The 20,883-nt window shown below is 72.4% G+C and carries 19 protein-coding genes; 2 read left to right on the top strand and 17 right to left on the bottom strand.

The window, feature by feature from the left end:
• Positions 1-2 precede the first annotated feature (2 nt).
• The 9 genes from cysD to ACFUN8_RS01475 form a co-directional block, all read right to left on the bottom strand.
• Positions 3-950, bottom strand: a complete 948-nt coding sequence (cysD, locus tag ACFUN8_RS01515) for a sulfate adenylyltransferase subunit CysD (RefSeq protein WP_383629968.1) — start codon at positions 948-950, stop codon at positions 3-5.
• Positions 950-1,495 carry an adenylyl-sulfate kinase gene (cysC, locus tag ACFUN8_RS01510; protein WP_383629966.1) on the bottom strand — a complete coding sequence of 182 codons (546 nt, stop codon included), beginning with the start codon at positions 1,493-1,495 and terminating at the stop codon, positions 950-952. Before cysC ends, cysD begins: the two co-directional genes overlap by 1 nt.
• The gene (locus ACFUN8_RS01505) at positions 1,495-2,241 is read right to left on the bottom strand and encodes a phosphoadenylyl-sulfate reductase (protein WP_383629964.1); all 747 of its coding nucleotides are present in this window, start codon (positions 2,239-2,241) and stop codon (positions 1,495-1,497) included. The genes cysC and ACFUN8_RS01505 overlap by 1 nt, the downstream gene beginning before the upstream one ends.
• Positions 2,238-2,414, bottom strand: a complete 177-nt coding sequence (locus ACFUN8_RS01500) for a hypothetical protein (protein ID WP_189106622.1) — start codon at positions 2,412-2,414, stop codon at positions 2,238-2,240. The genes ACFUN8_RS01505 and ACFUN8_RS01500 overlap by 4 nt, the downstream gene beginning before the upstream one ends.
• Positions 2,411-4,108 (bottom strand): nitrite/sulfite reductase, encoded by a 1,698-nt coding sequence (locus ACFUN8_RS01495; protein WP_383629961.1) that lies wholly within the window; start codon positions 4,106-4,108, stop codon positions 2,411-2,413. The genes ACFUN8_RS01500 and ACFUN8_RS01495 overlap by 4 nt, the downstream gene beginning before the upstream one ends.
• 126 nt (positions 4,109-4,234) lie before the next feature.
• Complete coding sequence (locus ACFUN8_RS01490; protein ID WP_329082446.1) at positions 4,235-4,318, bottom strand: putative leader peptide; 84 nt, start codon at positions 4,316-4,318, stop codon at positions 4,235-4,237.
• Between the two features lie 68 nt (positions 4,319-4,386).
• Positions 4,387-4,980, bottom strand: coding sequence for a GNAT family N-acetyltransferase (locus tag ACFUN8_RS01485; protein WP_383629959.1), 594 nt, complete (start codon positions 4,978-4,980; stop codon positions 4,387-4,389).
• A gap of 497 nt (positions 4,981-5,477) precedes the next feature.
• Positions 5,478-6,779, bottom strand: a complete 1,302-nt coding sequence (locus ACFUN8_RS01480; RefSeq protein WP_383629957.1) for a GAF domain-containing protein — start codon at positions 6,777-6,779, stop codon at positions 5,478-5,480.
• Positions 6,780-7,030: 251 nt separating this feature from the next.
• Entirely contained in the window at positions 7,031-8,674 is a 1,644-nt protein-coding gene (locus tag ACFUN8_RS01475) for an acyl-CoA dehydrogenase family protein (RefSeq protein ID WP_383629955.1), read from the bottom strand.
• 17 nt (positions 8,675-8,691) lie between these two features.
• On the opposite strand from ACFUN8_RS01475, the gene ACFUN8_RS01470 reads away from it, so the two are divergent.
• Complete coding sequence (locus ACFUN8_RS01470; protein ID WP_383629953.1) at positions 8,692-9,825, top strand: YihY/virulence factor BrkB family protein; 1,134 nt, start codon at positions 8,692-8,694, stop codon at positions 9,823-9,825.
• Positions 9,826-9,854: 29 nt separating this feature from the next.
• On the top strand, positions 9,855-10,610 hold the full coding sequence (locus ACFUN8_RS01465) for a helix-turn-helix domain-containing protein (RefSeq protein ID WP_383629951.1): 756 nt from the start codon (positions 9,855-9,857) through the stop codon (positions 10,608-10,610).
• Here ACFUN8_RS01465 and ACFUN8_RS01460 read toward each other — a convergent pair.
• The 8 genes from ACFUN8_RS01460 to ACFUN8_RS01425 form a co-directional block, all read right to left on the bottom strand.
• A complete protein-coding gene (locus ACFUN8_RS01460) occupies positions 10,550-10,939 on the bottom strand; it encodes a VOC family protein (protein ID WP_383629949.1) in 390 nt (129 codons plus the stop codon). The genes ACFUN8_RS01465 and ACFUN8_RS01460 overlap by 61 nt on opposite strands.
• A gap of 253 nt (positions 10,940-11,192) precedes the next feature.
• Positions 11,193-12,086, bottom strand: coding sequence for a S1 family peptidase (locus tag ACFUN8_RS01455; RefSeq protein WP_383629947.1), 894 nt, complete (start codon positions 12,084-12,086; stop codon positions 11,193-11,195).
• 608 nt (positions 12,087-12,694) lie between these two features.
• Positions 12,695-13,624: an ABC transporter ATP-binding protein gene (locus ACFUN8_RS01450; RefSeq protein WP_383629945.1), complete on the bottom strand. Its 930-nt coding sequence runs from the start codon at positions 13,622-13,624 to the stop codon at positions 12,695-12,697.
• A 4-nt stretch (positions 13,625-13,628) separates the two neighbouring features.
• Positions 13,629-14,723 carry a FecCD family ABC transporter permease gene (locus ACFUN8_RS01445; RefSeq protein WP_383629943.1) on the bottom strand — a complete coding sequence of 365 codons (1,095 nt, stop codon included), beginning with the start codon at positions 14,721-14,723 and terminating at the stop codon, positions 13,629-13,631.
• Between the two features lie 3 nt (positions 14,724-14,726).
• Entirely contained in the window at positions 14,727-15,722 is a 996-nt protein-coding gene (locus ACFUN8_RS01440; RefSeq protein WP_383630075.1) for a FecCD family ABC transporter permease, read from the bottom strand.
• A gap of 146 nt (positions 15,723-15,868) precedes the next feature.
• On the bottom strand, positions 15,869-16,900 hold the full coding sequence (locus ACFUN8_RS01435) for an iron-siderophore ABC transporter substrate-binding protein (protein ID WP_383629941.1): 1,032 nt from the start codon (positions 16,898-16,900) through the stop codon (positions 15,869-15,871).
• Between the two features lie 58 nt (positions 16,901-16,958).
• A complete protein-coding gene (locus ACFUN8_RS01430; RefSeq protein WP_383630073.1) occupies positions 16,959-19,043 on the bottom strand; it encodes an ABC transporter ATP-binding protein in 2,085 nt (694 codons plus the stop codon).
• A gap of 17 nt (positions 19,044-19,060) precedes the next feature.
• Positions 19,061-20,761: an ABC transporter ATP-binding protein gene (locus ACFUN8_RS01425; RefSeq protein WP_383629939.1), complete on the bottom strand. Its 1,701-nt coding sequence runs from the start codon at positions 20,759-20,761 to the stop codon at positions 19,061-19,063.
• Positions 20,762-20,883: the final 122 nt, after the last annotated feature.

Genomic DNA, 20,883 nt, shown 5'->3' with positions numbered 1-20,883 from the left:
GGTTAGAAGTACCCTTCGCGCTTGCGGTCTTCCATGGCGGCCTCGGACATCTTGTCGTCGGCGCGGGAAGCGCCCCGCTCGGTGAGGCGGGATGCGGTGATCTCCGTGATGACGGCGTCCAGCGTGGTGGCCTCGGAGTCGACGGCGCCCGTGCAGGACATGTCGCCGACGGTGCGGTAGCGCACCAGACGGGTCTCGGTGGGCTCGCCCTCCTTGGGGCCGCCCCAGTCGCCGGCCGTCAGCCACATGCCGTGGCGGTTGAAGACCTCACGCTCGTGCGCGAAGTAGATCTCGGGCAGTTCGATGCCCTCGCGTGCGATGTACTGCCACACGTCCAGCTCGGTCCAGTTGGAGAGCGGGAAGACCCGCACGTGCTCGCCCGGCGCGTGCCGCCCGTTGTAGAGCTGCCACAGCTCGGGGCGCTGCCGGCGCGGGTCCCACTGGGAGAACTCGTCGCGCAGCGAGAACACCCGCTCCTTGGCGCGTGCCTTCTCCTCGTCGCGGCGCCCGCCGCCGAAGACCGCGTCGAACCGCTCGGCCTGGATCTTCTCCGTCAACGGGAGGGTCTGGAGCGGGTTGCGGGTGCCGTCGGGACGCTCGCGCAGGGTGCCCGCGTCGATGTACTCCTGCACCGACGCCACATGCAGACGCAGCCCGTGTTCGGCCACCGTACGGTCGCGGTAGGCCAGCACCTCGGGGAAGTTGTGACCGGTGTCGACGTGCAGCAGCGTGAAGGGCACCGGCGCCGGCGCGAACGCCTTCAGCGCCAGATGCAGCATGACGATGGAGTCCTTGCCGCCGGAGAAGAGGATCACCGGCCGCTCGAACTCACCCGCCACCTCACGGAAGATGTGCACACCCTCCGACTCCAGGGCGTCCAGATGGCTCAGGGCGTACGGCGCCACGCTGCCGCCGGTCCCCTCGGTGACGGATGCGACGGTCGTCGTCATCAGGCCAGACCCCTCTCGGTGAGCAGCGCGTGGAGCGCCGCCGCGGACTCCTGCACGGACTGCGTGTGCGACTCGATCCGCAGGTCGGGCTCCTCGGGGGCCTCGTAGGGGTCGTCGACGCCGGTGAGACCGCTGATCTCACCGGCCGCCTGCTTCGCGTACAGGCCCTTCACGTCCCGTACGGAGCACACCTCGACCGGAGTCGCGACATGCACCTCCAGATACGCGGTGCCCTCGCTCTGGTGGCGCTTGCGCACCGCCTCGCGGCTGTCGGTGTACGGGGCGATCACCGGCACCAGCGCCTTGACGCCGTTCGACGCGAGCAGTTCGGCGACGAAGCCGATCCGCTGCACGTTGGTGTGCCGGTCCTCGCGGCTGAAGCCGAGGCCCGCGGAGAGGAATTCGCGGATCTCGTCGCCGTCCAGGACCTCCACGCGGTGCCCCTCGGCGCGCAGCCGGTCCGCCAGTTCGACGGCGATGGTGGTCTTGCCGGCGCTGGGCAGACCGGTGAGCCAGATCGTCGCGCCGTGCTCGGTCCGGCTCATCAGTGCAGCCCGCATTCGGTCTTGGAGTTGCCCGCCCAGCGGCCGGCGCGGGCGTCCTCGCCCGCCAGCACCCGGCGGGTGCAGGGCGCGCAGCCCACGGAGGCGTAACCGTCCTGGAGCAACGGGTTGGTGAGGACGCCGTGTTCGGCGACGTACGCCTCCACGTCCTCCTGCGTCCAGCGGGCGATCGGCGAGACCTTGACCTTGCGGCGCTTCTCGTCCCAGCCGACGACGGGGGTGTCGGCGCGGGTCGGCGACTCGTCGCGGCGCAGGCCCGTCGCCCAGGCGTCGTACGCCGTCAGGCCCTCTTCGAGGGGCTTGACCTTGCGCAGGGCGCAGCACAGGTCGGGGTCGCGGTCGTGCAGCTTCGGGCCGTGCTCGGCGTCCTGTTCGGCGACCGTGGCGCGCGGGGTGAGCGTGATGACGTTGACGTCCATCACGGCGGCGACGGCGTCGCGGGTGCCGATCGTCTCGGGGAAGTGGTAGCCGGTGTCGAGGAAGACGACGTCGACGCCGGGCAGGGCGCGGGAGGCGAGGTGGGCGACCACCGCGTCCTCCATGGAGGAGGTGACGCAGAAGCGGGCGCCGAAGGTGGTGGTGGCCCAGGTGAGGATCTCCAGGGCGGAGGCGTCTTCGAGTTCGCGGCCCGCTCGCTCGGCGAGCGCCTTGAGTTCGGCGTGCTTCCGGTCGTCGGTGTTCGCCGCATCCGTCGTGTTCGTGTTCGTGGTCTTCGTCGGAGCCGTCATATCCGTTCCCCTCCGTCGTCCGTCGTCAGCCCGCGGGTCAGCAGCCCGAGGAACTTCAGTTGGAAGGCCCGGTTGCAGGCTCCGCATTCCCAGGCGCCGTGGCCCTGTTCGTTCGGGCGCAGGTCCTCGTCGCCGCAGTAGGGGCAGTAGAACGGGGCGGCGCGCTCGCTCACGACAGCGCCTCCTCGGACGCGCGGGCCGCCCAGGTGGCGAAACGCTCGTCGGCCTCGCGCTCCTTGCTGAAGCGGGTGAGCACGCGCTCGACGTAGTCGGGGAGTTCGGCGGCGGTGACCTTCAGACCGCGGACCTTGCGGCCGAACGCGGGCTCCAGACCGAGCGCGCCACCGAGGTGCACCTGGTAGCCCTCGACCTGATTGCCGTCGCCGTCCAGCATCAACTGGCCCTTGAGACCGATGTCCGCGACCTGGATCCGGGCGCAGGCGTTGGGGCAGCCGTTGACGTTGATGGTGATCGGCTGGTCGAAGTCGGGGATACGGTCCTCGAGTTCGTCGATCAGGGAGGCGCCGCGCGCCTTGGTCTCGACGATCGCCAGCTTGCAGAACTCGATGCCGGTGCAGGCCATCGTGCCGCGCCGGAAGGGCGACGGCTTGACCCGCAGGTCGAGCGAGGCCAGGCCCGCGACGAGCGAGTCGACCCGGTCCTCGGCGACGTCGAGGACGATCATCTTCTGCTCGACGGTGGTCCGTACCCGGCCGGAGCCGTGTTCCTCGGCGAGGTCGGCGATCTTCTTCAGGGTCGGGCCGTCCACCCGGCCGACGCGCGGCGCGAAGCCGACGTAGAAGCGGCCGTCCTTCTGGCGGTGCACACCGACGTGGTCGCGCCACTCCTCCACGGGCCGCTCGGGCGCCGGACCGTCGACGAGTGTCCGCTTCAGATACTCGTCCTGCAGGATCTGGCGGAACTTCTCGGCGCCCCAGTCGGCGAGGAGGAACTTCAGCCGGGCGCGGGTGCGCAGCCGGCGGTAGCCGTAGTCGCGGAAGATCCCGATGACGCCGGCCCATACGTCGGCGACCTCGTCCAGCGGGACCCAGGCGCCGAGGCGCTGGCCGATCTTGGGGTTGGTCGACAGACCGCCGCCGACCCACAGGTCGAAGCCGGGGCCGTGGTCGGGGTGCTCGACCCCGACGAAGGCGATGTCGTTGATCTCGTGCGCGACATCGAGGAGCGGCGATCCTGAGATGGCCGTCTTGAATTTGCGCGGGAGGTTCGAGAACTCCTTGGTGCCGATGAACCGGGCGTTGATCTCGTCGATCGCCGGGGTGCCGTCGATGATCTCGTTCTCGGCCACGCCCGCCACCGGGGAGCCGAGGATCACGCGGGGCGTGTCACCGCAGGCTTCGGTGGTCGACAGTCCGACGCCCTCCAGCCGGCGCCAGATCTCCGGGACGTCCTCGATCCGGATCCAGTGCAGCTGGATGTTCTGCCGGTCGGTGATGTCGGCGGTGTCCCGGCCGAACTCGTGCGAGATCTGGCCGATGACGCGCAGCTGCTCGGTGGTCAGCCGGCCGCCGTCGATCCGGACCCGCAGCATGAAGTACTTGTCGTCCAGCTCCTCCGGCTCCAGGATCGCGGTCTTGCCGCCGTCGATCCCGGGCTTGCGCTGGGTGTACAGCCCCCACCAGCGCATGCGTCCCCGCAGGTCGGCCGGGTCGATCGAGTCGAATCCGGCCTTCGAGTAGATCGTCTCAATGCGTGTCCGCACATTGAGACCGTCGTCGTCCTTCTTGGCCTGCTCGTTCGCGTTGAGGGGAGTGAAGTGACCAACGGCCCACTGCCCCTCGCCGCGGTGACGGCTCACCTTGCGGCGGGGCGTGGCGGCGGCGGGCTTCTCAGGGGTGGCGGCCATGGCGGGATACGTCCTTCGGGACTGCGGAGGGCGGCTCTGACCTGCACACGTGGGCTGACGGCGCAGCGGTGCGCAGAGGAAAATTCGAGCGGGACGAGCGAGGGCGAGCGACGGGGGCTGTGGTGGTCAGCTCGCCCGACAGATCGCGCTGGACATGCGGCAGAGATCGACGTGCCGCCGACTCACCAAGGCAATTCCAGCTGTAGACATGGGGGAAGCCTGGCACGCGGATCTGAGGCCAGTCCACCACGATCCACGATGTGGACGAGACTGTCCCGCTAGCTGAGATGGGGTGTGGCGTGGGCGGTCGGGCGGGCGCCGGCCCACGGCCCCGGGGCCGTCACATCCGGCTCCTCAGCCACCTTCGTGTCGAAGAGGGTGAAGCCACGCCGCAGATAGTTGTCCATCGCGTGCTCCCCGTCCTTGGAGCAGGTGTGCAGCCAGACCCGCTTCGTCGGCGTCCGGCCGGGCCGGCGCTCCGCCAGGTCCCAGGCGCGGGCCACCCCGTACGACAGCAGATGCCCGCCGATCCGGCGGCCCCGGAAGGCCGGGATGAGCCCGAAGTACACGATCTCGACCGTGCCGTCCTCCTGCGCCTCCAGCTCCACGTAGCCGGCCGGGGTGCCCTTCTCGTACGCCACCCAGGTCTCGACGCCCGGCCGGGAGACGGCCTCGTGCCACTCCTCGTACGACAGGGCCAGCCGGTCGGTCCAGCGGATGTCACCGCCGACGGCGGTGTAGAGGAACCGGCTGAACTCCGCGGAGGGGACCTCGGACCGGACGATCTGTACATCGCCCTCGGGCTCCGCGGCCGGCCGCAGATCGGCCGGGGAGGTCTGTTCCAGGGACCAGGTGGTCACAGTGATGCTCATGGTCGCCAGGGAATCACGCGTCCCCGCACCGGCCAAACCGTACGATCGGGCGCCCGCCGAGATCCCTCCGGCGAGCCCTGGGCCGTGTCCGCGAAGTCCCGCCTGGCCCGCGACGCCCGGCACGGCGCCTCGCCCCCGTAGGCCCCGGGGGGCCACGGGAGGTGCCCCCGCGTTGTCGGAATCGACCGAGTACGGCCGGGCCATCCACAACGCCGGTCCTCCGCCTTGCGACGCACCGCACCGACGAGGCATCAGCCGCTCCGCGGCGGGCGCAGGCCCCGCCCTACGGGCGGACGGCGCCACTTCGCGGACCCGCCCTGGGGCGTGTCTCTCGGATCCTGCCGGGCTCGCGGTCCCTGGCGCGCACGCTCTCCGCCGTAGCCCCGAGGGGGGCACCTCCCGTGCCCCCCCTCCGCCTTGCGATCGCACGCACCGACGTGACATCAGCCGCCGCGCGGCGGGCGCTCCCTGATCCGGCCTGATCCGAAGGACACGCCCTAGTCGACCCACCCGCCGTGCGGCCGGTCCCGGTCGTCGGTCACCGCCGGTGCCGTCGAGTGCGGCAGCAGCTCCGCCGGGTGCTCGGGCCGTACGACCTCCACCTCGACCTCCTCGCTGAAGCGGTACGGCCGGTGGGCCAGCACCCCCGCCAGATGACGGCGCACCCGGGACATCTCGGCCCGCACCGTCACCGTCCGAGTCGGGTCCCCGAAGACGTCCGCCGCCAGCTCCGCCGCGCTCCGCCCCTCCCGGTGCACCGCCAGGACGTACAGCAGCTCCGCGTGGCGCGGCGTCAGCTCCTGCGCCCAACTGCCCGCCGCCCCCGAGACGGTCACGGACCAGCGCCGGGGCCGGCTCAGATCCAGCACGACCTTGCTCGGCGCGTCCGGCGGCGCCTCCTCCTCCACGGTCAGCAGCCAGCCGCCGGGCAGCGGCTCCACGGTGCACATGCCCAGGGACGGCAGCCAGAGCCGCCCCGGCCGCACCGACCTGGGCAGCGGCAGCCGGTCGACCGGTGCCATCCCCGTCACGGCGGCCGTCCAGCCGTGCGTGTCGACGACCACCGCCCTGCCGCCGACCCGGCACAGGATCGGCGCCGCGACCGAACGCAGCCGCTCGACGGCCCGCAGATGCCGCTCCCGCAGCTCGCTCTCGGCGAGCTTGGCGACGGAGGTGACCAGCGCCAGCGTCGTCGGATGGAACCCCGTCGCCGGGCCGCTCACGTCGATGGCGCCCAGCAGCCGCCCGTCACGCGGGTCGTGCACGGGCGCGGCCGCGCAGGTCCAGTTCGTCAGGACGTGCACGAAATGCTCGGCCGAGTGGACCTGTACCGGGGCCCGCGCGGCCAGCGCCGTACCGATGGCGTTGGTCCCGGTGACCTGCTCCGACCAGGCGGCGCCTTCCGCCAGGCTGATGCCGTCGGCCTGCCGCAGCACCTTGGCGTTGCCCTCGCGCCACAGGACGCGGCCCTGGTCGTCGGAGACCACCAGGATCTGGAGCGACGCGTCGGCGATACCGGTCAGCCCGTCGGTGACGCCCCGTATCACCTCGGCGAGTGCCGATGTACGACGCCGGTGTTCGAGCTCCTCCGTGGTCAGGACCACCCGCCCGGTCCGCTGCCGGTCGGGGTCGACGCCGAGCCGCCGCATCCGCTGCCACGACGCCTTGATGACCGGGCGGGGCGCCAGCGGCGGCCGGTCACCGGCCAGCGACGCCGCCCGGATCCGCTGGAGCAGCCGCGTCGCCTGTGCGCCGTCCATCGCCGTGAGGCGTGACAGATCGAGCGATGTGTCCTTCATCGGGCCCCCCGCCGCGCACGGCGCTTTCTCGATTCATGGACGTGGACCGGTCATGGACGTGGACCGGGTCATGCGGAGCAGTTCGCTCCGCTCTCCCCATCGTGCCGTTCCGGCCCGCTCCCGGTACGGCGGTCCGGATATTCTGCAACCACTTGCAACCCTGGCGGACAGTCACCCCATGCTTGAGGGTTACATCAAGTCGTGGGTGGTGCCGTGTCGGCGCAGCACCACCCACGGCCCTGACGGCCGGCTCAGACCGCCCGCGCCCGCGTCACCACCGACTCCAGGTCCAGACTGTGCGGCAGCGTGCCGAAGGCCGTACCCCAGTCCCCGCCCAGCCGTGACGCGCAGAACGCGTCCGCGACCGCCGACGGCGCCCACCGCACCAGCAGCGAGCCCTGCAGGACGAGCGCCATCCGCTCCACCAGCCGCCGCGCACGCGCCTCGATGCCGTTCAGGTCGGCCAGTTCGGTCAGCAGGTCCTTGATCGCCCCGTCCAGCCGGTGGTCCGCGCCGCGCGCCTTGCCGACCTCCTGGAGGAACGCGTTCAGCGCCTCCGGCTCACGCTGGAGCGCCCGCAGCACGTCGAGCGCCTGGACATTGCCCGAGCCCTCCCAGATCGAGTTCAGCGGCGACTCACGCAGCAGCCGCGGCATCCCGGACTCCTCGACATAGCCGTTGCCGCCCAGACATTCGAGCGCTTCGGCGGCGACCGGCGTACACCGCTTCGTCACCCAGTACTTGGCCGTCGGCACCGCGAGCCGCAGAAACGCCGCCTCCGCCGCCGACCCGTCGCTCTGCACGGCGTCCTGCGCCGCCGCCAGCCGCAGCGCCAGCGTCGTCGCCGCCTCCGACTCCAGCGCCAGATCGGCCAGTACGTTGCGCATCAAAGGCTTGTCGATCAACTCACCCCCGAACGCCCGGCGATGCGCGGCGTGATGGACGGCCTGGGCGACCGACTGGCGCATCAGCGCCGCCGATCCGAGCACACAGTCCACCCGAGTGGCCGCCACCATCTCGATGATGGTGCGCACCCCGCGCCCCTCCTCGCCGACCCGGCGCGCCCACGTGCCGTCGAACTCGACCTCGCTCGACGCGTTCGACCGGTTGCCCAGCTTGTCCTTCAGCCGCTGGATCAGGAACACGTTGCGCGTCCCGTCCGGCAGCACCCGGGGCACCAGGAAGCACGTCAGCCCGGCCGGCGCCTGCGCCAGCACCAGGAACCCGTCGCACATCGGCGCGGAGCAGAACCACTTGTGCCCGGTGAGCAGATACTCCCCGTCGGCCTCCAGCGGCCTCGCGGCCGTCGTGTTGGCCCGTACGTCGCTGCCGCCCTGCTTCTCCGTCATGCCCATCCCGAACAGCACGCCGGCCTTCTCCGCGGCGGGCCGCAGACCGGGCTCGTACCGGTGCGAGGTGAGCCGCGGCTCCCACTCGGCCGCCAGCTCCGGCTCCGTCCGCAGCGCGGGCACCGCCGCGTGCGTCATGGACAGCGGACAGCCGTTCCCGGCCTCTCCTTGCGTCCACACGTAGAACCCGGCGGCCCGGCGCAGATGCCCGTCCGGCCGCCCCCAGGCGTCCGTGAGCCCCGCCGACACGGCCCCGTCGAGGAGTTGGTGCCAGGCCGGATGGAACTCGACCTCGTCGATCCGGTTGCCGTACCGGTCGTGCGTACGGAGCTTCGGCGGGTTCTCGTTGGCCTGCGTCCCCCACTCCTGTACGCGTGCCGAACCGGCCGCGAGACCCAGTGCGGACAGCTCCGACCGTGCCTCGTCGAGGACTTCGGGCGCGGCGTGCCGCTCCAGGCCCTCCACGAGGGCCCGGTCGCCGCTGAAGACGTCGTATCCCACCAGGGGCGGAACCTGGTTGGTCACTGTGTGGGTGGTGGCAGTCATGCCGCTACGGTAAGGAGGTGCAGGCAGCAAACGAAACACCCGAGCGGCCATCGGGCCGACTCCGCCGGGCCCGTGCCCTCTACCGCAACGTCCCCATGCGGAAGATGGCCTGGCTGCTGCTGAAGGACACCGTCAACTCGTGCATCGAGTACCGGATTCTCGGTCTCGCGGCGGAGGCGGCGTTCTTCACGCTGCTCTCCCTCCCGCCGTTGATGATGGGTCTTCTCGGCCTGCTCGGGTACATAGACGACTGGACCAACACCACCACCGTCGCCTCGATCGAGGAGAACATCCTCACCGCGGTCGGCACGGTTCTCTCGGACAGAGGCGTCGACCAGATCGCGAGACCGCTCCTGTCGGACGTCACGCACGGCGGGCGCCCCGACCTCATCTCCATCGGCTTCGCCATCGCGCTCTGGTCGGGCTCACGGGCGGTGAACGTCTTCATCGACACGATCACCGTGATGTACGGACTCGACGGCCGCCGCGGCATCGTCGCCACCCGGCTGCTCGCCTTCCTGCTGTACATCGTGGCGCTGCTCATCGGCGCCGTCGTGCTGCCCCTGGCGGTGGTGGGGCCCGACCGGGTCGTCGACCTCATCCCCTGGGGTACGGAGGTCGCCAGCGTCCTGTACTGGCCGGTGGTGATCCTGCTCTCCATCGCCTTCCTGACCACGCTCTACCACGTGTCCGTGCCCGCGCGGTCGCCGTGGATCGAGGATGTGCCGGGCGCGCTGGTGGCTCTCGGCATGTGGGTCTTCGGCAGCTTCCTGCTGCGGATCTATCTCACGAGTACGGTCGAGGGCCCCACCATCTACGGATCCCTCGCCGCGCCCATCGCGGTCCTCCTGTGGATAGGGATCTCGGCCTTCGCCGTCCTGGTCGGCGCGGCGGTCAACGCCGCCATCGACCGGGTCTGGCCGTCCGTCTCCACGGCGGCGGCACGCGCGGCCAACGACCGCCTGCGGGCGGCTCAGGCCGCGGAGCTGGTGGCCCGCGTGGAGGCGCTGTCGGTCGAGCCGGACGACGGGGACTACGGCCCCGACCCGGACATGCCCTCGGAGTTCCCGGAGCGCTGGTCCCGCTTCCTGCCGCCGGACGACCTGAAGTCCCGGTTCCACGCGGGCCGCGACAAGGAGCAGAAGCCGTAGGCCCTGTCCGGGGCGTTTAGCCTTGAGGTGTGTACAGGGAACGGGCGTCGCGGGTCGAGGGCGTCGTCGTGTGGACGCGGACAGCGCCGGAACGGGACGACGGCCCCGTGTACCCCGTCCTGCCGGACGGCTGCATGGACCTGCTCTGGATCGGCGGCCGGCTGAGCGTCGCCGGGCCCGACACCCACGCGTTCACGCCGGACCCGCCGTGCGCCGGTGGCGGCGGTTTCGCCGACGCCGTCGGGGTCCGCTTCGCGCCCGGCATCGCGCCCGCGCTCCTGGGCGTACCGGCGCACGAACTGCGCGACCGGCGCGTGGACCTCACCGACCTCTGGCCGGGCTCCGAGGGCCGCGACACCGCCGAGCGGGTCGCCGCCGCCACCGACCCGGCCGCCGCCCTGGAATCGGCGGCGCTGCGGCGGATGGCCGCCGCCGGCCCGCCCGACCCGCTGCTGCGCGCCGTCGTGGCCGGGCTCGACGCGGGCCGCACGGTCGCCTCCGTCGCCGAGACCGTCGGCCTCGGCACCCGGCGGCTGCACCGCCGCTCGCTGGACGCCTTCGGTTACGGTCCCAAGACCCTGGCCCGCGTCCTGCGCCTCCAGCGCGCGCTCGCGCTCGTACGGGCGTCGGTGCCGTACGCGGAGGCCGCCGTCGTCGCGGGCTACGCCGACCAGGCGCATCTCGCCAGGGAGACACGCGATCTGGCGGGCCTCACGCTCGGTGCCTACGCGGCGTTGGCGAACAGCGAGACACCGCAGCCGTCCGGGTCGAGCACGACCGCGTAACGCTGGCCCCAGGTCGCGTCCCACGGCTTGAGGTGGCCGCGGTACCCGGCGCCGGTCAGCTCCGCGTAGACCGCGTCGACGTCGGCGGGGCTGTCGCAGAGGAAGTTCAGGCCCAGCCGGTCGCCGGTCGGCGGGGTCCAGCCGGGATCGAAGGAGCGCACGACGTCCTCCGTGTCCCAGGCCAGCCGCATTCCGCCCGGGAGGGCGGCTTCCACATGGGGAGCGGCGTCGGCGTCGGCGGGGATGTCCAGGCCGAGCCTGCGGTAGAAGGCGAGCGAGGCCGCCATGTCGGAGGTGACGATGCCGATCAGATCGAGTCGTGGAGTCATGGCACCAACGTAGGCGCGGACCGCCGGGGCGGTCTTGAACGAATCGGACGGGGACCGTACGGGAATCGGCCGGGACCGCGACCACCCTCGTTCGATGTCGGGCTTGCGTAACCGGGTGTACGACGGCGCGGGTATAGGACAGCGCGGGCATACGACAGCGGGCCGCGCCATGGGCGCGGCCCGCCGGGGATGCGTATCCCTGCGTCCTTCAGGAACTCGGAGGATCGTCACCCTCGAAGTTCCGGGGGAGGCCTCAGATGATCGAGACGCCGTAGGCGCTGAGAGCCTCGGTGACCGGCTGGAAGAACGTGGTGCCGCCGGAGGAGCAGTTGCCGCTGCCGCCGGAGGTCAGGCCCAGCGCCGTGGTGCCGGCGAAGAGCGCGCCGCCGCTGTCGCCGGGCTCGGCGCAGACGTTGGTCTGGATCATGCCGTACACGACGCCGTCGGCGCCGTAGTTCACCGTGGCGTTGAGGCCGGTGACCGTGCCGCCGTGCAGACCGGTGGTGCTGCCGCTGCGCTGAACGGCCTGGCCGACGGAGGCGTCGCCCGCACCGGTGATCTCCTGGTAGCTGCCGTTGTACAGGTAGACCCTGCCGTCGGCCGCACCCGGGTCGGAGTGCTGGATGATCCCGAAGTCGTTGTCCGGGAAGCTGGAACCGACGGTGGTGCCGATGGACCAGCTGCTGCCGATGTTGGTGCAGTGACCGGCGGTCAGCGCGTAGTTCGCGCTGCCGTTGGTCACGTTGAAGCCGAGCGAGCAGCGCGCGCCACCGGTGGTGATGGCCTCGCCGCCGGCGATCAGCTTGCTGAAGGTGCCGGGCGTGCGCTTGATCGTCAGGCCGGCGTCGGTGTCCGCGACGGCCGACTTGACCTCGGCCAGCTCGGCCGCGGAGACGGTGCTGTCCGCGGTGACGACGATCTTGCCGGTGGCCTTGTCGGTGTACCAGGCGGTGCCGGCCACGTCGGCGTCGAGCACCGCGGAGCTGGCGGTGGCGAGCTGAGCGGCCGTCACCTTGGCGTCGGGCGCCGGGGCGGCGACGGCGGACGGGACGGCGAGCGCGACAGCGGCCAGCAGACCGGTCGACACGGCGAGAACACGAGCGCGTCTGGACACGCCGTTGCGGGGGGAGAAGCGCTTGAAGGTCACGAAATCCTCCATCGGTGGGGGGAACGCACGGCCCCGTGGGGTGTGGGCCGTTGTCTCGTGCGACGGTCCGTGGCCGGTCGTCACCGGTTCGGTACCTGTCGTTCCGCACGGTTGGAATCGTTGACGGGCCACGCCTCGTACACAAGGCCGACTTCCGGACCCCCGATCGCCCGCGCCCCGGAACCCCGCGGCGGTTCCTCCGCCGGGGCGCCGGCACCGCTTCGCACCCGCGTGGCCAGCGGTTTGCTGCAAAGCTGCCGGGAACGGGACCGCGGTGCGCGCCTCGGGCGCGAACTCCCAGCGAGGCGGCGGGTTTGAGCCTGTATACCGAGGAGCTGCGACGGGTCACGTCACGAACACACAGGGTTTGCAAGGCGATTCGGTACCCGGTATGAGCGGTGTGTACTGCCGGGCTCCGGGCCGGTCGGCAGGCGGGTGGCGGGGATCGGCGCTGTTGCCGGTGTGGCGGTATGGGGCGTACGTACGACTTGAGTTCACCGGCTCGATGGCTGAAAACATTCGCTACGGCCCCGAGTCGGCGGTATCCGGACTGACCGCTTCCGGCCAGGCCGATTCTCTTGTGCGACGGCCCGAGGCGTGTTAATCCGTCAGAGATCCGCCACCGAAACATGGTCGGGATCCAGTCCGGAACCCTGACCCTGACCCTGATCCGGACCACCGCCGTGGTGCCTCCCCAGCGGGATCACCAACGGGGTGCCGCTCACCGGGTCGGTCGCGATCCGGCACCGCAGCCCGAAGACGTCCTCGACCGTCTCCACCGTCATGACATCGGCCGGCGCGCCCTCCGCGACGACGCGGCCCGCCTTCATCGCGATGAGGTGATCGGCGTACCGGCACGCCTGGTTGAGGTCGTGCAGCACCATCACCACCGTGCGCCCCTCGGCGCGGTTGAGGTCGACGATCAGATCGAGCACGTCGATCTGATGGGCCAGGTCCAGATACGTCGTCGGCTCGTCCAGCAGCATCACACCGGTGCCCTGCGCGACCGCCATCGCGATCCACGCGCGCTGCCGCTGCCCGCCGGAGAGCTCGTCCACCGAGCGGTCGGCCAGCTCGGTCGTCGCCGTCGCCTCCAGGGCGTCGTGGACGGCCTGTTCGTCGGCCTTCGTCCACTGCCGCCACCAGGTCTGGTGCGGCGAACGCCCGCGCGTGACCAGGTCCACGACGGTCAGCCCCTCGGGCGCCACCGGAGCCTGCGGGAGGATGCCCAGCCGCTGCGCCAGCTCCCGCGTGGGGATGGAGTGCAGCTCGCGCCCGTCCAGCCGCACCGCGCCCTGACGGGGTGTCAGCAGTCGCGCCAGTGCCCGCAACAGGGTCGATTTGCCACAGGCGTTGGCGCCCACGATGGCCGTGATCCGGCCCGGCGGCACGGCCAGGTCCAGGTCCGTGACGACGGGCCGGTCGTCGTACGCGAGGTGCAGCCCCTCCGCGCGGAGATCCGGATCGCCGGTGTCGGCATCGGCGGCGACAGACGTCGCGCCGGCGGCCGGGGCGGGTTCGGGAACGGTGGTCGACATCGGTTCAGCCTCCAGAGCCCGCGCGGTTGACGCGGACGAGCAGCCACAGGAGCACGGGTGCGCCGAGCACCCCGGTGACGATCCCGACGGGCAGTTCGGTGTCGGGAATCAGTTCGCGTGCCAGGACGTCGGACACGAGGACGACGAGCGCGCCGGTCAGCCCGGCGGCCAGCGGCGGCGGCCAGGCGGTACGGGCGAGCCGCTGGGCGATCTGCGGCGCGGCCAGCGCCACGAAGGCGACCGGACCGGCGGCGGCGGTCGCGAACGCGACCAGGCCGACTCCCACCAGCAGGACCACCAGCCGCACCGTCTGGACCCGGGTGCCCAGCCCCTTCGCCACGTCGTCGCCGAGCAGGAGCGTACGCATCAGCCGACCCATCAGCAGCGCGGCGGGCAGCAGCACCGCCAGGGCCACGGCGAGCGGCGCGCCCTGCTGCCAGTCGCGTCCGTTGAGGTTTCCGACGAGCCAGCCCATCGACGCCTGCGCCTCGAACCGGCCGCCCCGGGCGAGCAGATAGTCGGTCGCGCTCAGACACATCCAGGACACGCCGATGCCGACGAGGATGATCCGGTAGCCGGTCGTACCGCGCCGCCAGGCCAGCGTGTACACCAGCAGCGCGCTGGCCAACGCGCCGAGCAGGCCGAGCAGTTGAGGGCCGAGGCCGAAGTCCCAGCCGAGGACGATGCCCGCGACCACCGCCGTACCGGCGCCCTGTGTCAGCCCGATCATGTCGGGGCTGGCGAGCGGATTGCGGGTCATGGTCTGGAACAGCGCGCCGGACACCCCGAGGGCGAGACCCGCGAGCAGGCCCACCATGGCGCGCGGCAGCCGCAGTTCCTGGACGACGAGGGCGGTCCCCGCGTCGCCCGATCCGGTCAGCGCGCCGGCGACGTCCGTCAGCGGGATGCCGTACTCGCCGACCGAGACGTCCCAGCACAGCGCCGCGAACACCGCGACGGCGAGCACGGCGCAGACGGCGAGGAGACGGGGGCGTACGACGCCGGAGACCGGCGGCCTGGCCAGCCGGAAGGGCCGGCCCCGTCGCGCCGGACCTTTCGAAAGCCCTTTGGAAACAGGGGAGTTGACATCGACGGTCATGGCTCATACCTCCGCGAGCCGGCGCCGCCGGACCAGGACGACGAAGAACGGTCCGCCGATGAACGCCACGATGACACCGGCCTGTACCTCGACGGGGCTGGCGAGCAGCCGGCCCACGATGTCGGCGGCGAGCAGCAGACAGGCGGCGAGCACGGCGGAGAGCGGCAGCAGCCACCGATGGTCCGGACCGATGCCCGCCCACTGGGCCAGTACCCGCGCGACATGCGGGACGACGAGGCCGATGAAGACCACCGGCCCGATCACGGCGACGGAACCGCCGGTCAGCAGCGTCACGGCGATGACGCCCTGGAGGCGCAGCAGCCCCAGCCGGCGCCCGAGCGAGGTGGCGACGTCGTCACCGAGCGCGAGACTGTTCAGCGCCGGGGCGATGAGCACCGCGAGTACGGCGCCCACGACCAGGAACGGCAGGATCCGCAGGACCGTCCCCGCGTCCTGACCGGCGAGCGAACCCGCCGACCAGAACCGGTAGCGGTCCAGCGCGTCCGGGTCGGTCAGAACGATGGCACTGGTCAGCGACGTCAGTACGGACGTGATGGTGACCCCGGCGAGGGCCAGCTTCACCGGGGTGGGCCCGGACCGGCCGAGGCGCCCGAGCTGGTGGACGAGCACGCTCGCCGCCATGGCCCCGGCGAACGCGAACCAGATGTAGCCGTTCAGCCCGCTCAGCCCCAGGAGCCCGGCGGCGACCACGATGGCGAACGCGGCGCCCGCGCTCACCCCGAGGATGCCGGGATCGGCGAGCGGATTGTGCGTCAGCGCCTGCATCACCGCGCCGGACAGACCCAACGCCGCGCCCGCCGCCACCGCGAGACCGGTACGGGGGACCCGTACCGACATGATCACGTCCTCGACGCGCGCGCCGACCGGCTGCCCGGTCAGGACGTCGAGCACCTGACCGGGCGGGATCCGCAGGGCGCCGAGCCCGAGCGACAGCAGACACAGCGCGACGAACGCGACCGCGATGAGGGTGACGAGCAGCGCGGGGCGCCACCGCGTGTCACGGCCGACGGCGTCGGCGACGGTCGCGCGCCCGGTCACGTTCGCGCTCACCCTGCCGGCCGCCTTGCCGGCCGCCTTCTCCGTCACGTTCTCGCCGCGGGCCTTGCTCTCGGTCCCGGCCATCGTCAGGACGCCGGCGAGCTGACCTTGGTGGCCGGCTTGCCGTCGACGGCCGCGGCGAGCATCGGCGCGAGCCGGTCGACGGTGTAGGGCACGCTCAGCAGCGACCCGAACGAGACGGCGTAACCGAAGTCGCTGGGCTCCTTCACGAGTACCTCGCGGCCTTCCTTGACGACGGCGAGCTTCCCGTACAGCGGGTCCTTGTGCAGCTTCGGGCCGTCCTTCGCCGGGTCCGTCATCAGCCAGACGAGGGCGTCGGTGTCGAGCAGATCGGTGCGCTCCTTGCTGATGTTGGCGCCGAACTCGTCCCCGATCGCCTTGTCGAGCCCGTCGGGCAGGCCGAAGCCCAGCGACTGGAGAAGCCGGTGCCGGGTGTCCTGGCTGCCGAAGACGAACATGCCCTCGTACGGAGTCGCCACCGCCGCGGTCGCGGTCTTGAACTGCGGGTACTTCGCCGCCACGTCCTCGATGTGCTTCTCGGTGTCCGCGACGAGCTTCTTCGCCTCGTCGGACTTGCCGAGCACCGTGCCGACGGTCTCCGTCTGCTTCTGCCACGGAATGCCGAAGTCCCGGTACTCCTTGGGCTGGGCGACCACCGGGGCGATCTTCGACAGGGTGTTGTACTGCTCCTTGGTGAGACCCGCGTACAGCGCGAGGATCACGTCGGGCCGCAGCGCGGCGATCTTCTCCGGCTGCGGTCCGGTACCGGTGTCCTTCAGTACGGTCGGCGCCGCCTTGCCGCCGAGCTTGTCGGCCGCCCACGGGCCGATCGCGCCCTTGAAGCCGCCGAGCCATTCGGTGGTGCCGACCGGGACCTTGCCGAGCGCGAGGAGCGCGTCCTGGTCGGTGAGGCCGACGGTCACGACGCGCTCGGGGTCCACGGGGACCTCGGTGCTGCCGTACTTGTGCTTGACGGTCACCTTGGCCGAGGCCTTGCCGTCGCTGCCGCTGTCGTCGTCGCCGGAACCGCACGCGGCGGTGCCCAGGAGCAGCACGGCCGAGACGGCCGTGGCGGTGAGTCGGGTGTGCTGGGACATATGCGGTCCTCGGGGATCGGATGGAGCGGACAGGAAGACGTGGGGGGCGAGGGGGGGATCAGGGCGGCGAGGCGGTCCGGCTGCCCGACCAGGCGGTCCAGAGCGCGGAGTACGGCCCGCCGGCGTCGCGCAACGCCTCGTGCGGGCCGCTCTCGACGACGCGCCCGCCGTCGAGTACGACGACCCGGTCGGCGGCCACTGCCTGGGTGAGCCGGTGCGCGACGACCAGCGACGTACGGCCGGCGAGCGCGGCAGCCGCCGAACGCTCCAGCACGCGGGCACCCGCGCTGCCGGCCTCGGCCGTCGCCTCGTCGAGCACGGCGACCGGGGGATCGGTCAACACCAGCCGGGCGAGGGCGAGTTGCTGAGCCCGCGCCGCGTCGAGCCGGTGCCCGCCCTCGCCGACGACGGTGTCAAGACCGTCGGGCAGGGCCTCGGCCCAGGACAGCGCGTGCACGGTCGACAGGGCGTCGCGCAACTCGGCGTCGGTGGCGTCGGCGCGGGCGAGGCGCAGATCGTCGCGGAGCGTCCCGGCGAAGACATGCACTTCCTGGGTGACCAGCACCACGCCCCGCCCACCGACCCACACGCTCCCACCGGCCGGCGCCTGCACCCCGGCGACGAGTCGGGCCAGGGTGGACTTCCCGGCCCCACTGGTCCCGACCAACGCGACCTGCTCACCGACGGCGAGCACGAGGGACACCTCGTGCAGGACGACGGGCCCGGCCCCGTACGCGTGACTCACCCGGTTGACGACGACGGCGTCGCCGCCGTCGCGGTGGGAGGCGACGGCGGTGCCTGGGGCGGGGGTGCGGGTCGTGGTTGTGGCCCCGCCACGATCGGCCACACCGCGAGCGACGTCGGTCCCGCCGTCGGCGTCCGCCGAGCTGTCGGTCCCGGCTGCGGCGTCCGCCTCGGCGCCGACCGTGCCGGTGGCGGCCACGTCGGTGTCGGTGCTGGTGTCGGCCGCCGCCGACTCCCCACCGGTGGCCGTGCCTTCGGCGGCCACGCGGGCCTTGGCGTGCGGCCCGCCGCCGCCCCCCGTCGCGGCCGTTCCAGTCCCCGGCGCCGCCGCGCCGCGCCGACGCGCGGCCGGTACCCGACCCGCCCCGTCCACCCGACCGCCCGGCCGGCCCCCCGCGTTCTCGATCTCGTGCAGGTCCGTCACGCCCACCAGCCGGGCCAGGCCCGCGCCCGCCTGTTGGGCGTCGTCCAGCAGGACCAGGGCCGCGTTCACCGGGCCGAACAGGCTGTGGAAGTACAGGGCGGCGGCCGTCGCCGTGCCGACCGAGACCGCGCCGTCGCCGACCAGCAGCCAGCCCATGGTCAGTACGGCTCCGAGGCCCAGGTACTCGGCCACGTGCAGCCGGCCGTAGAAGCCCAGCACCAGCCGTACACCACGCATCGTCAGGTCGACCGCCGCGCGGGACCTGGCGGCGACCCGTTCCGTGTGTTCCGTCTCCAGCAGATAGCCGCGTACCGTCGACGCGCCGCCGATCGTCTCCAGGAGCTGTTGCTGCTGCGCCCCCGTCGCCACCCGCTGGCGCGCGTAGAGCGTGACGGCCCGGCGGACGTACCAGCGCGCCGTGAGCGCCTGCACGGGTACCGCCACGAGCGCGGCCAGCAGGAACCGCCAGTCCAGCACCGCCATCGCGGCGAGCGTGAGCACGATCGCCAGCACCGAGCGGGCCAGTTCGGGCAGCGCCGACCGTACGGCCTCGGCCACCCGCGCGACATCGCCGGTCACCCGTGCCGTCAGGTCACCCGAACCCGCGCGTTCCAGCCGGTCCGCCGGGAGTGACAGCGCGCGGTCGACGAACTGCTCGCGCAGCCTGGCCAGTACGGTCTCGCCGAGGCGGGCGACCTGGGTGAGGCCGAGCGTCGTCGCCGCACCCTGCACTACGGCCACCACGACCAGCAGCACGACCGGCAGCGTCAGATCGTCGGCCGGACGGCGGTCGGCCACGATGTCGACCACCTGGCCGAGCAGCGGCTGGACGAGCAGTCCGACCGCGGTCGCCGCGACCAGTACGGCCAGCGCGAGGACCGCGCGCGGGCGGTCGGGGCGTACGAGCGTCACGACCGCCGCGCGGGTCCTGGCCGCCGAGGCGACGGGCAGCAACTCCCGTGCCCCGTCCGCCATGCCGTCCCTGCCGGCGCTCACGTCAGCACTGCCGTCCGGTAGACCGAGCTGCGGCCCACCAGGTCCTCATGGGCGGCGCTGTCGGTGATCCGGCCCCCGTCGATCAGCACCACCCGGTCCGCGGCGGCGAGCAGCGCGGGGCTGCTGGTGACGAGCACGGTGGTACGGCCCTTTCGGTGCTCGCGTATCCCGACGGCGATCCGCGCCTCGGTGGCCGCGTCCACGGCGGTCGTCGGGTCGTGCACGACCAGCACGGCCCGGTCGGCCGCCAACGCCCGTGCCAGCGCGACGCGTTGGCGCTGTCCGCCGGAGAGCGAGCGGCCCCGCTCGCCGACCGGGGCCGCGCCACCGCCCGGCAGCGTCGCGGCGACCTCGTCGGCGCCCGCCGCCGCAGTCGCGCGCCGCGGATCCGCACCGGCGGGCGCGGCGGCGGTGATGTTGTCGTGCAGGCTGCCGTCGAAGAGCTGCGCGTCGTGCTCCGCGACGAGCACCGCCGCCCGTAGCTCCGAGGGCGCGAGCGCCCGGATCGGCACACCGTCCAGTTCCACGTGTCCCGCCGCCGGGTCGACGCGCCGTGCCAGACAGCGCAGCAGCGTGGCCGCGTCGGCGGGGTCGGTGACGACGATGCCGAGGTGTTCACCGGGCCGTACGAGGAGGTCGAGTCCGGTGAGACCGTCCTGGGTGAGTCCGCGCAGCCGCAGTTCGCCGCGCGGCGGCGCGGGCAGGGTGACCGGCGGCAGCTCGCCGTCGGTGAACTCCCCGGGCGCGGAGAGCACTTCGGCGATCCGCGCCGCCGACGCCCGGCCACGCGCCAGCTCGGCGCCGACCCACGCGAGCACCCCGATCGGCCCCGGCAGGAACAGCGCGAGCCCGACGGCCGACACCAGCTCGCCGAGACCGATGGAGTCCGTCAGTACGAGCCGGCCGCCCACCAGGGCGACCAGCGCGATGAATCCGCCGGTGAGCATCACCATGAGACCGCTCTGGACCGCCTCGGCCCGCGCGGCGCGGATGTTCGCGGCCAGCGACTCGCGGCTGGTGCGCCGGTAGCGCTCGACAGCCGCGCGCTCCGCCCGCAGCCCCTTCAACACCCGCACCCCGGCGACGAGATCGGCCGCGACGCCCGACGCGTGCGCCGCGCGCTCCTGCTCGGCCTCGCTGCGCTGCTGCAACGGACGGGCCAGGAAGTGGCCGAGGATCATCAGTACCGGGGCGCCGAGCAGGACGAGCAGGCCGAGCGTCAGCGACGTACGCAGCAGGAACACCGCGCCCGCGACCACCCCGACCACCGCCGCGATGCCCAGCGGCGCGGCCATGTTGACGGCCCCGACCCGGCGCGCGTCCTCCGTCGCGACGGTCACCAGCGTGCCGGGCGGCCGGCCCGCCTCGGTGCCGCCGTGCGGGGCGAGGACCCGCCGTACGACATCCAGCCGCAGCAGATGCGCCGAGCGTTCGGCGGCGCCCTCGGCGATCCGGGCGCCGGCCTGGAAACCGAGCGAGAGCATCACGTAGACGACGGCGAGGATGACGAGCCACCGGGCGAGCGCGCCACCGTCGGGGTGGACGACGGCGCGGTCGACGACCAGACCGATGAGGACGGGAACGAGCGCCTCGCCGATCTGGTGGGCCGCGCCGAGCACCGAGCTGAGGACGACACTCCGGCGCTGTCCCAGGACGGTGGCGCGCATGACGCCACGCCCGGACGCGTCAGCCTCCACGCTCTGCTCCTCGCCGCACGTTCGATCTCGGTGACGTTCGACCACCCGGTCAAACGAAGGCAAGGCTAACCTACGTACTTTCTCCCGCTGTGACCGGCCACGTTCGGCGTGAGCGGCGTGAG

The organism is Streptomyces sp. NPDC057307 (assembly GCF_042667665.1).
Classification (GTDB): Bacteria; Actinomycetota; Actinomycetes; order Streptomycetales; family Streptomycetaceae; genus Streptomyces.
Note: the sequence above shows the minus strand (reverse complement) of the source record. Positions and strands in the feature narration are given on the sequence as shown.

Bases quoted from the DNA above. Each gene is read 5' to 3' on its own strand.
- cysD (WP_383629968.1), bottom strand. From the start codon at position 950: ATGACGACGACCGTCGCATCCGTCACCGAGGGGACCGGCGGCAGCGTG.
- ACFUN8_RS01505 (WP_383629964.1), bottom strand. From the start codon at position 2,241: ATGACGGCTCCGACGAAGACCACGAACACGAACACGACGGATGCGGCG.
- ACFUN8_RS01450 (WP_383629945.1), bottom strand. From the start codon at position 13,624: ATGTCGACCACCGTTCCCGAACCCGCCCCGGCCGCCGGCGCGACGTCT.
- ACFUN8_RS01490 (WP_329082446.1), bottom strand. From the start codon at position 4,318: ATGTCTACAGCTGGAATTGCCTTGGTGAGTCGGCGGCACGTCGATCTC.
- ACFUN8_RS01460 (WP_383629949.1), bottom strand. From the start codon at position 10,939: ATGACTCCACGACTCGATCTGATCGGCATCGTCACCTCCGACATGGCG.
- ACFUN8_RS01485 (WP_383629959.1), bottom strand. From the start codon at position 4,980: ATGAGCATCACTGTGACCACCTGGTCCCTGGAACAGACCTCCCCGGCC.
- ACFUN8_RS01435 (WP_383629941.1), bottom strand. From the start codon at position 16,900: ATGTCCCAGCACACCCGACTCACCGCCACGGCCGTCTCGGCCGTGCTG.
- cysC (WP_383629966.1), bottom strand. From the start codon at position 1,495: ATGAGCCGGACCGAGCACGGCGCGACGATCTGGCTCACCGGTCTGCCC.
- ACFUN8_RS01480 (WP_383629957.1), bottom strand. From the start codon at position 6,779: ATGAAGGACACATCGCTCGATCTGTCACGCCTCACGGCGATGGACGGC.
- ACFUN8_RS01445 (WP_383629943.1), bottom strand. From the start codon at position 14,723: ATGACCGTCGATGTCAACTCCCCTGTTTCCAAAGGGCTTTCGAAAGGT.
- ACFUN8_RS01430 (WP_383630073.1), bottom strand. From the start codon at position 19,043: ATGGCGGACGGGGCACGGGAGTTGCTGCCCGTCGCCTCGGCGGCCAGG.
- ACFUN8_RS01475 (WP_383629955.1), bottom strand. From the start codon at position 8,674: ATGACTGCCACCACCCACACAGTGACCAACCAGGTTCCGCCCCTGGTG.
- ACFUN8_RS01495 (WP_383629961.1), bottom strand. From the start codon at position 4,108: ATGGCCGCCACCCCTGAGAAGCCCGCCGCCGCCACGCCCCGCCGCAAG.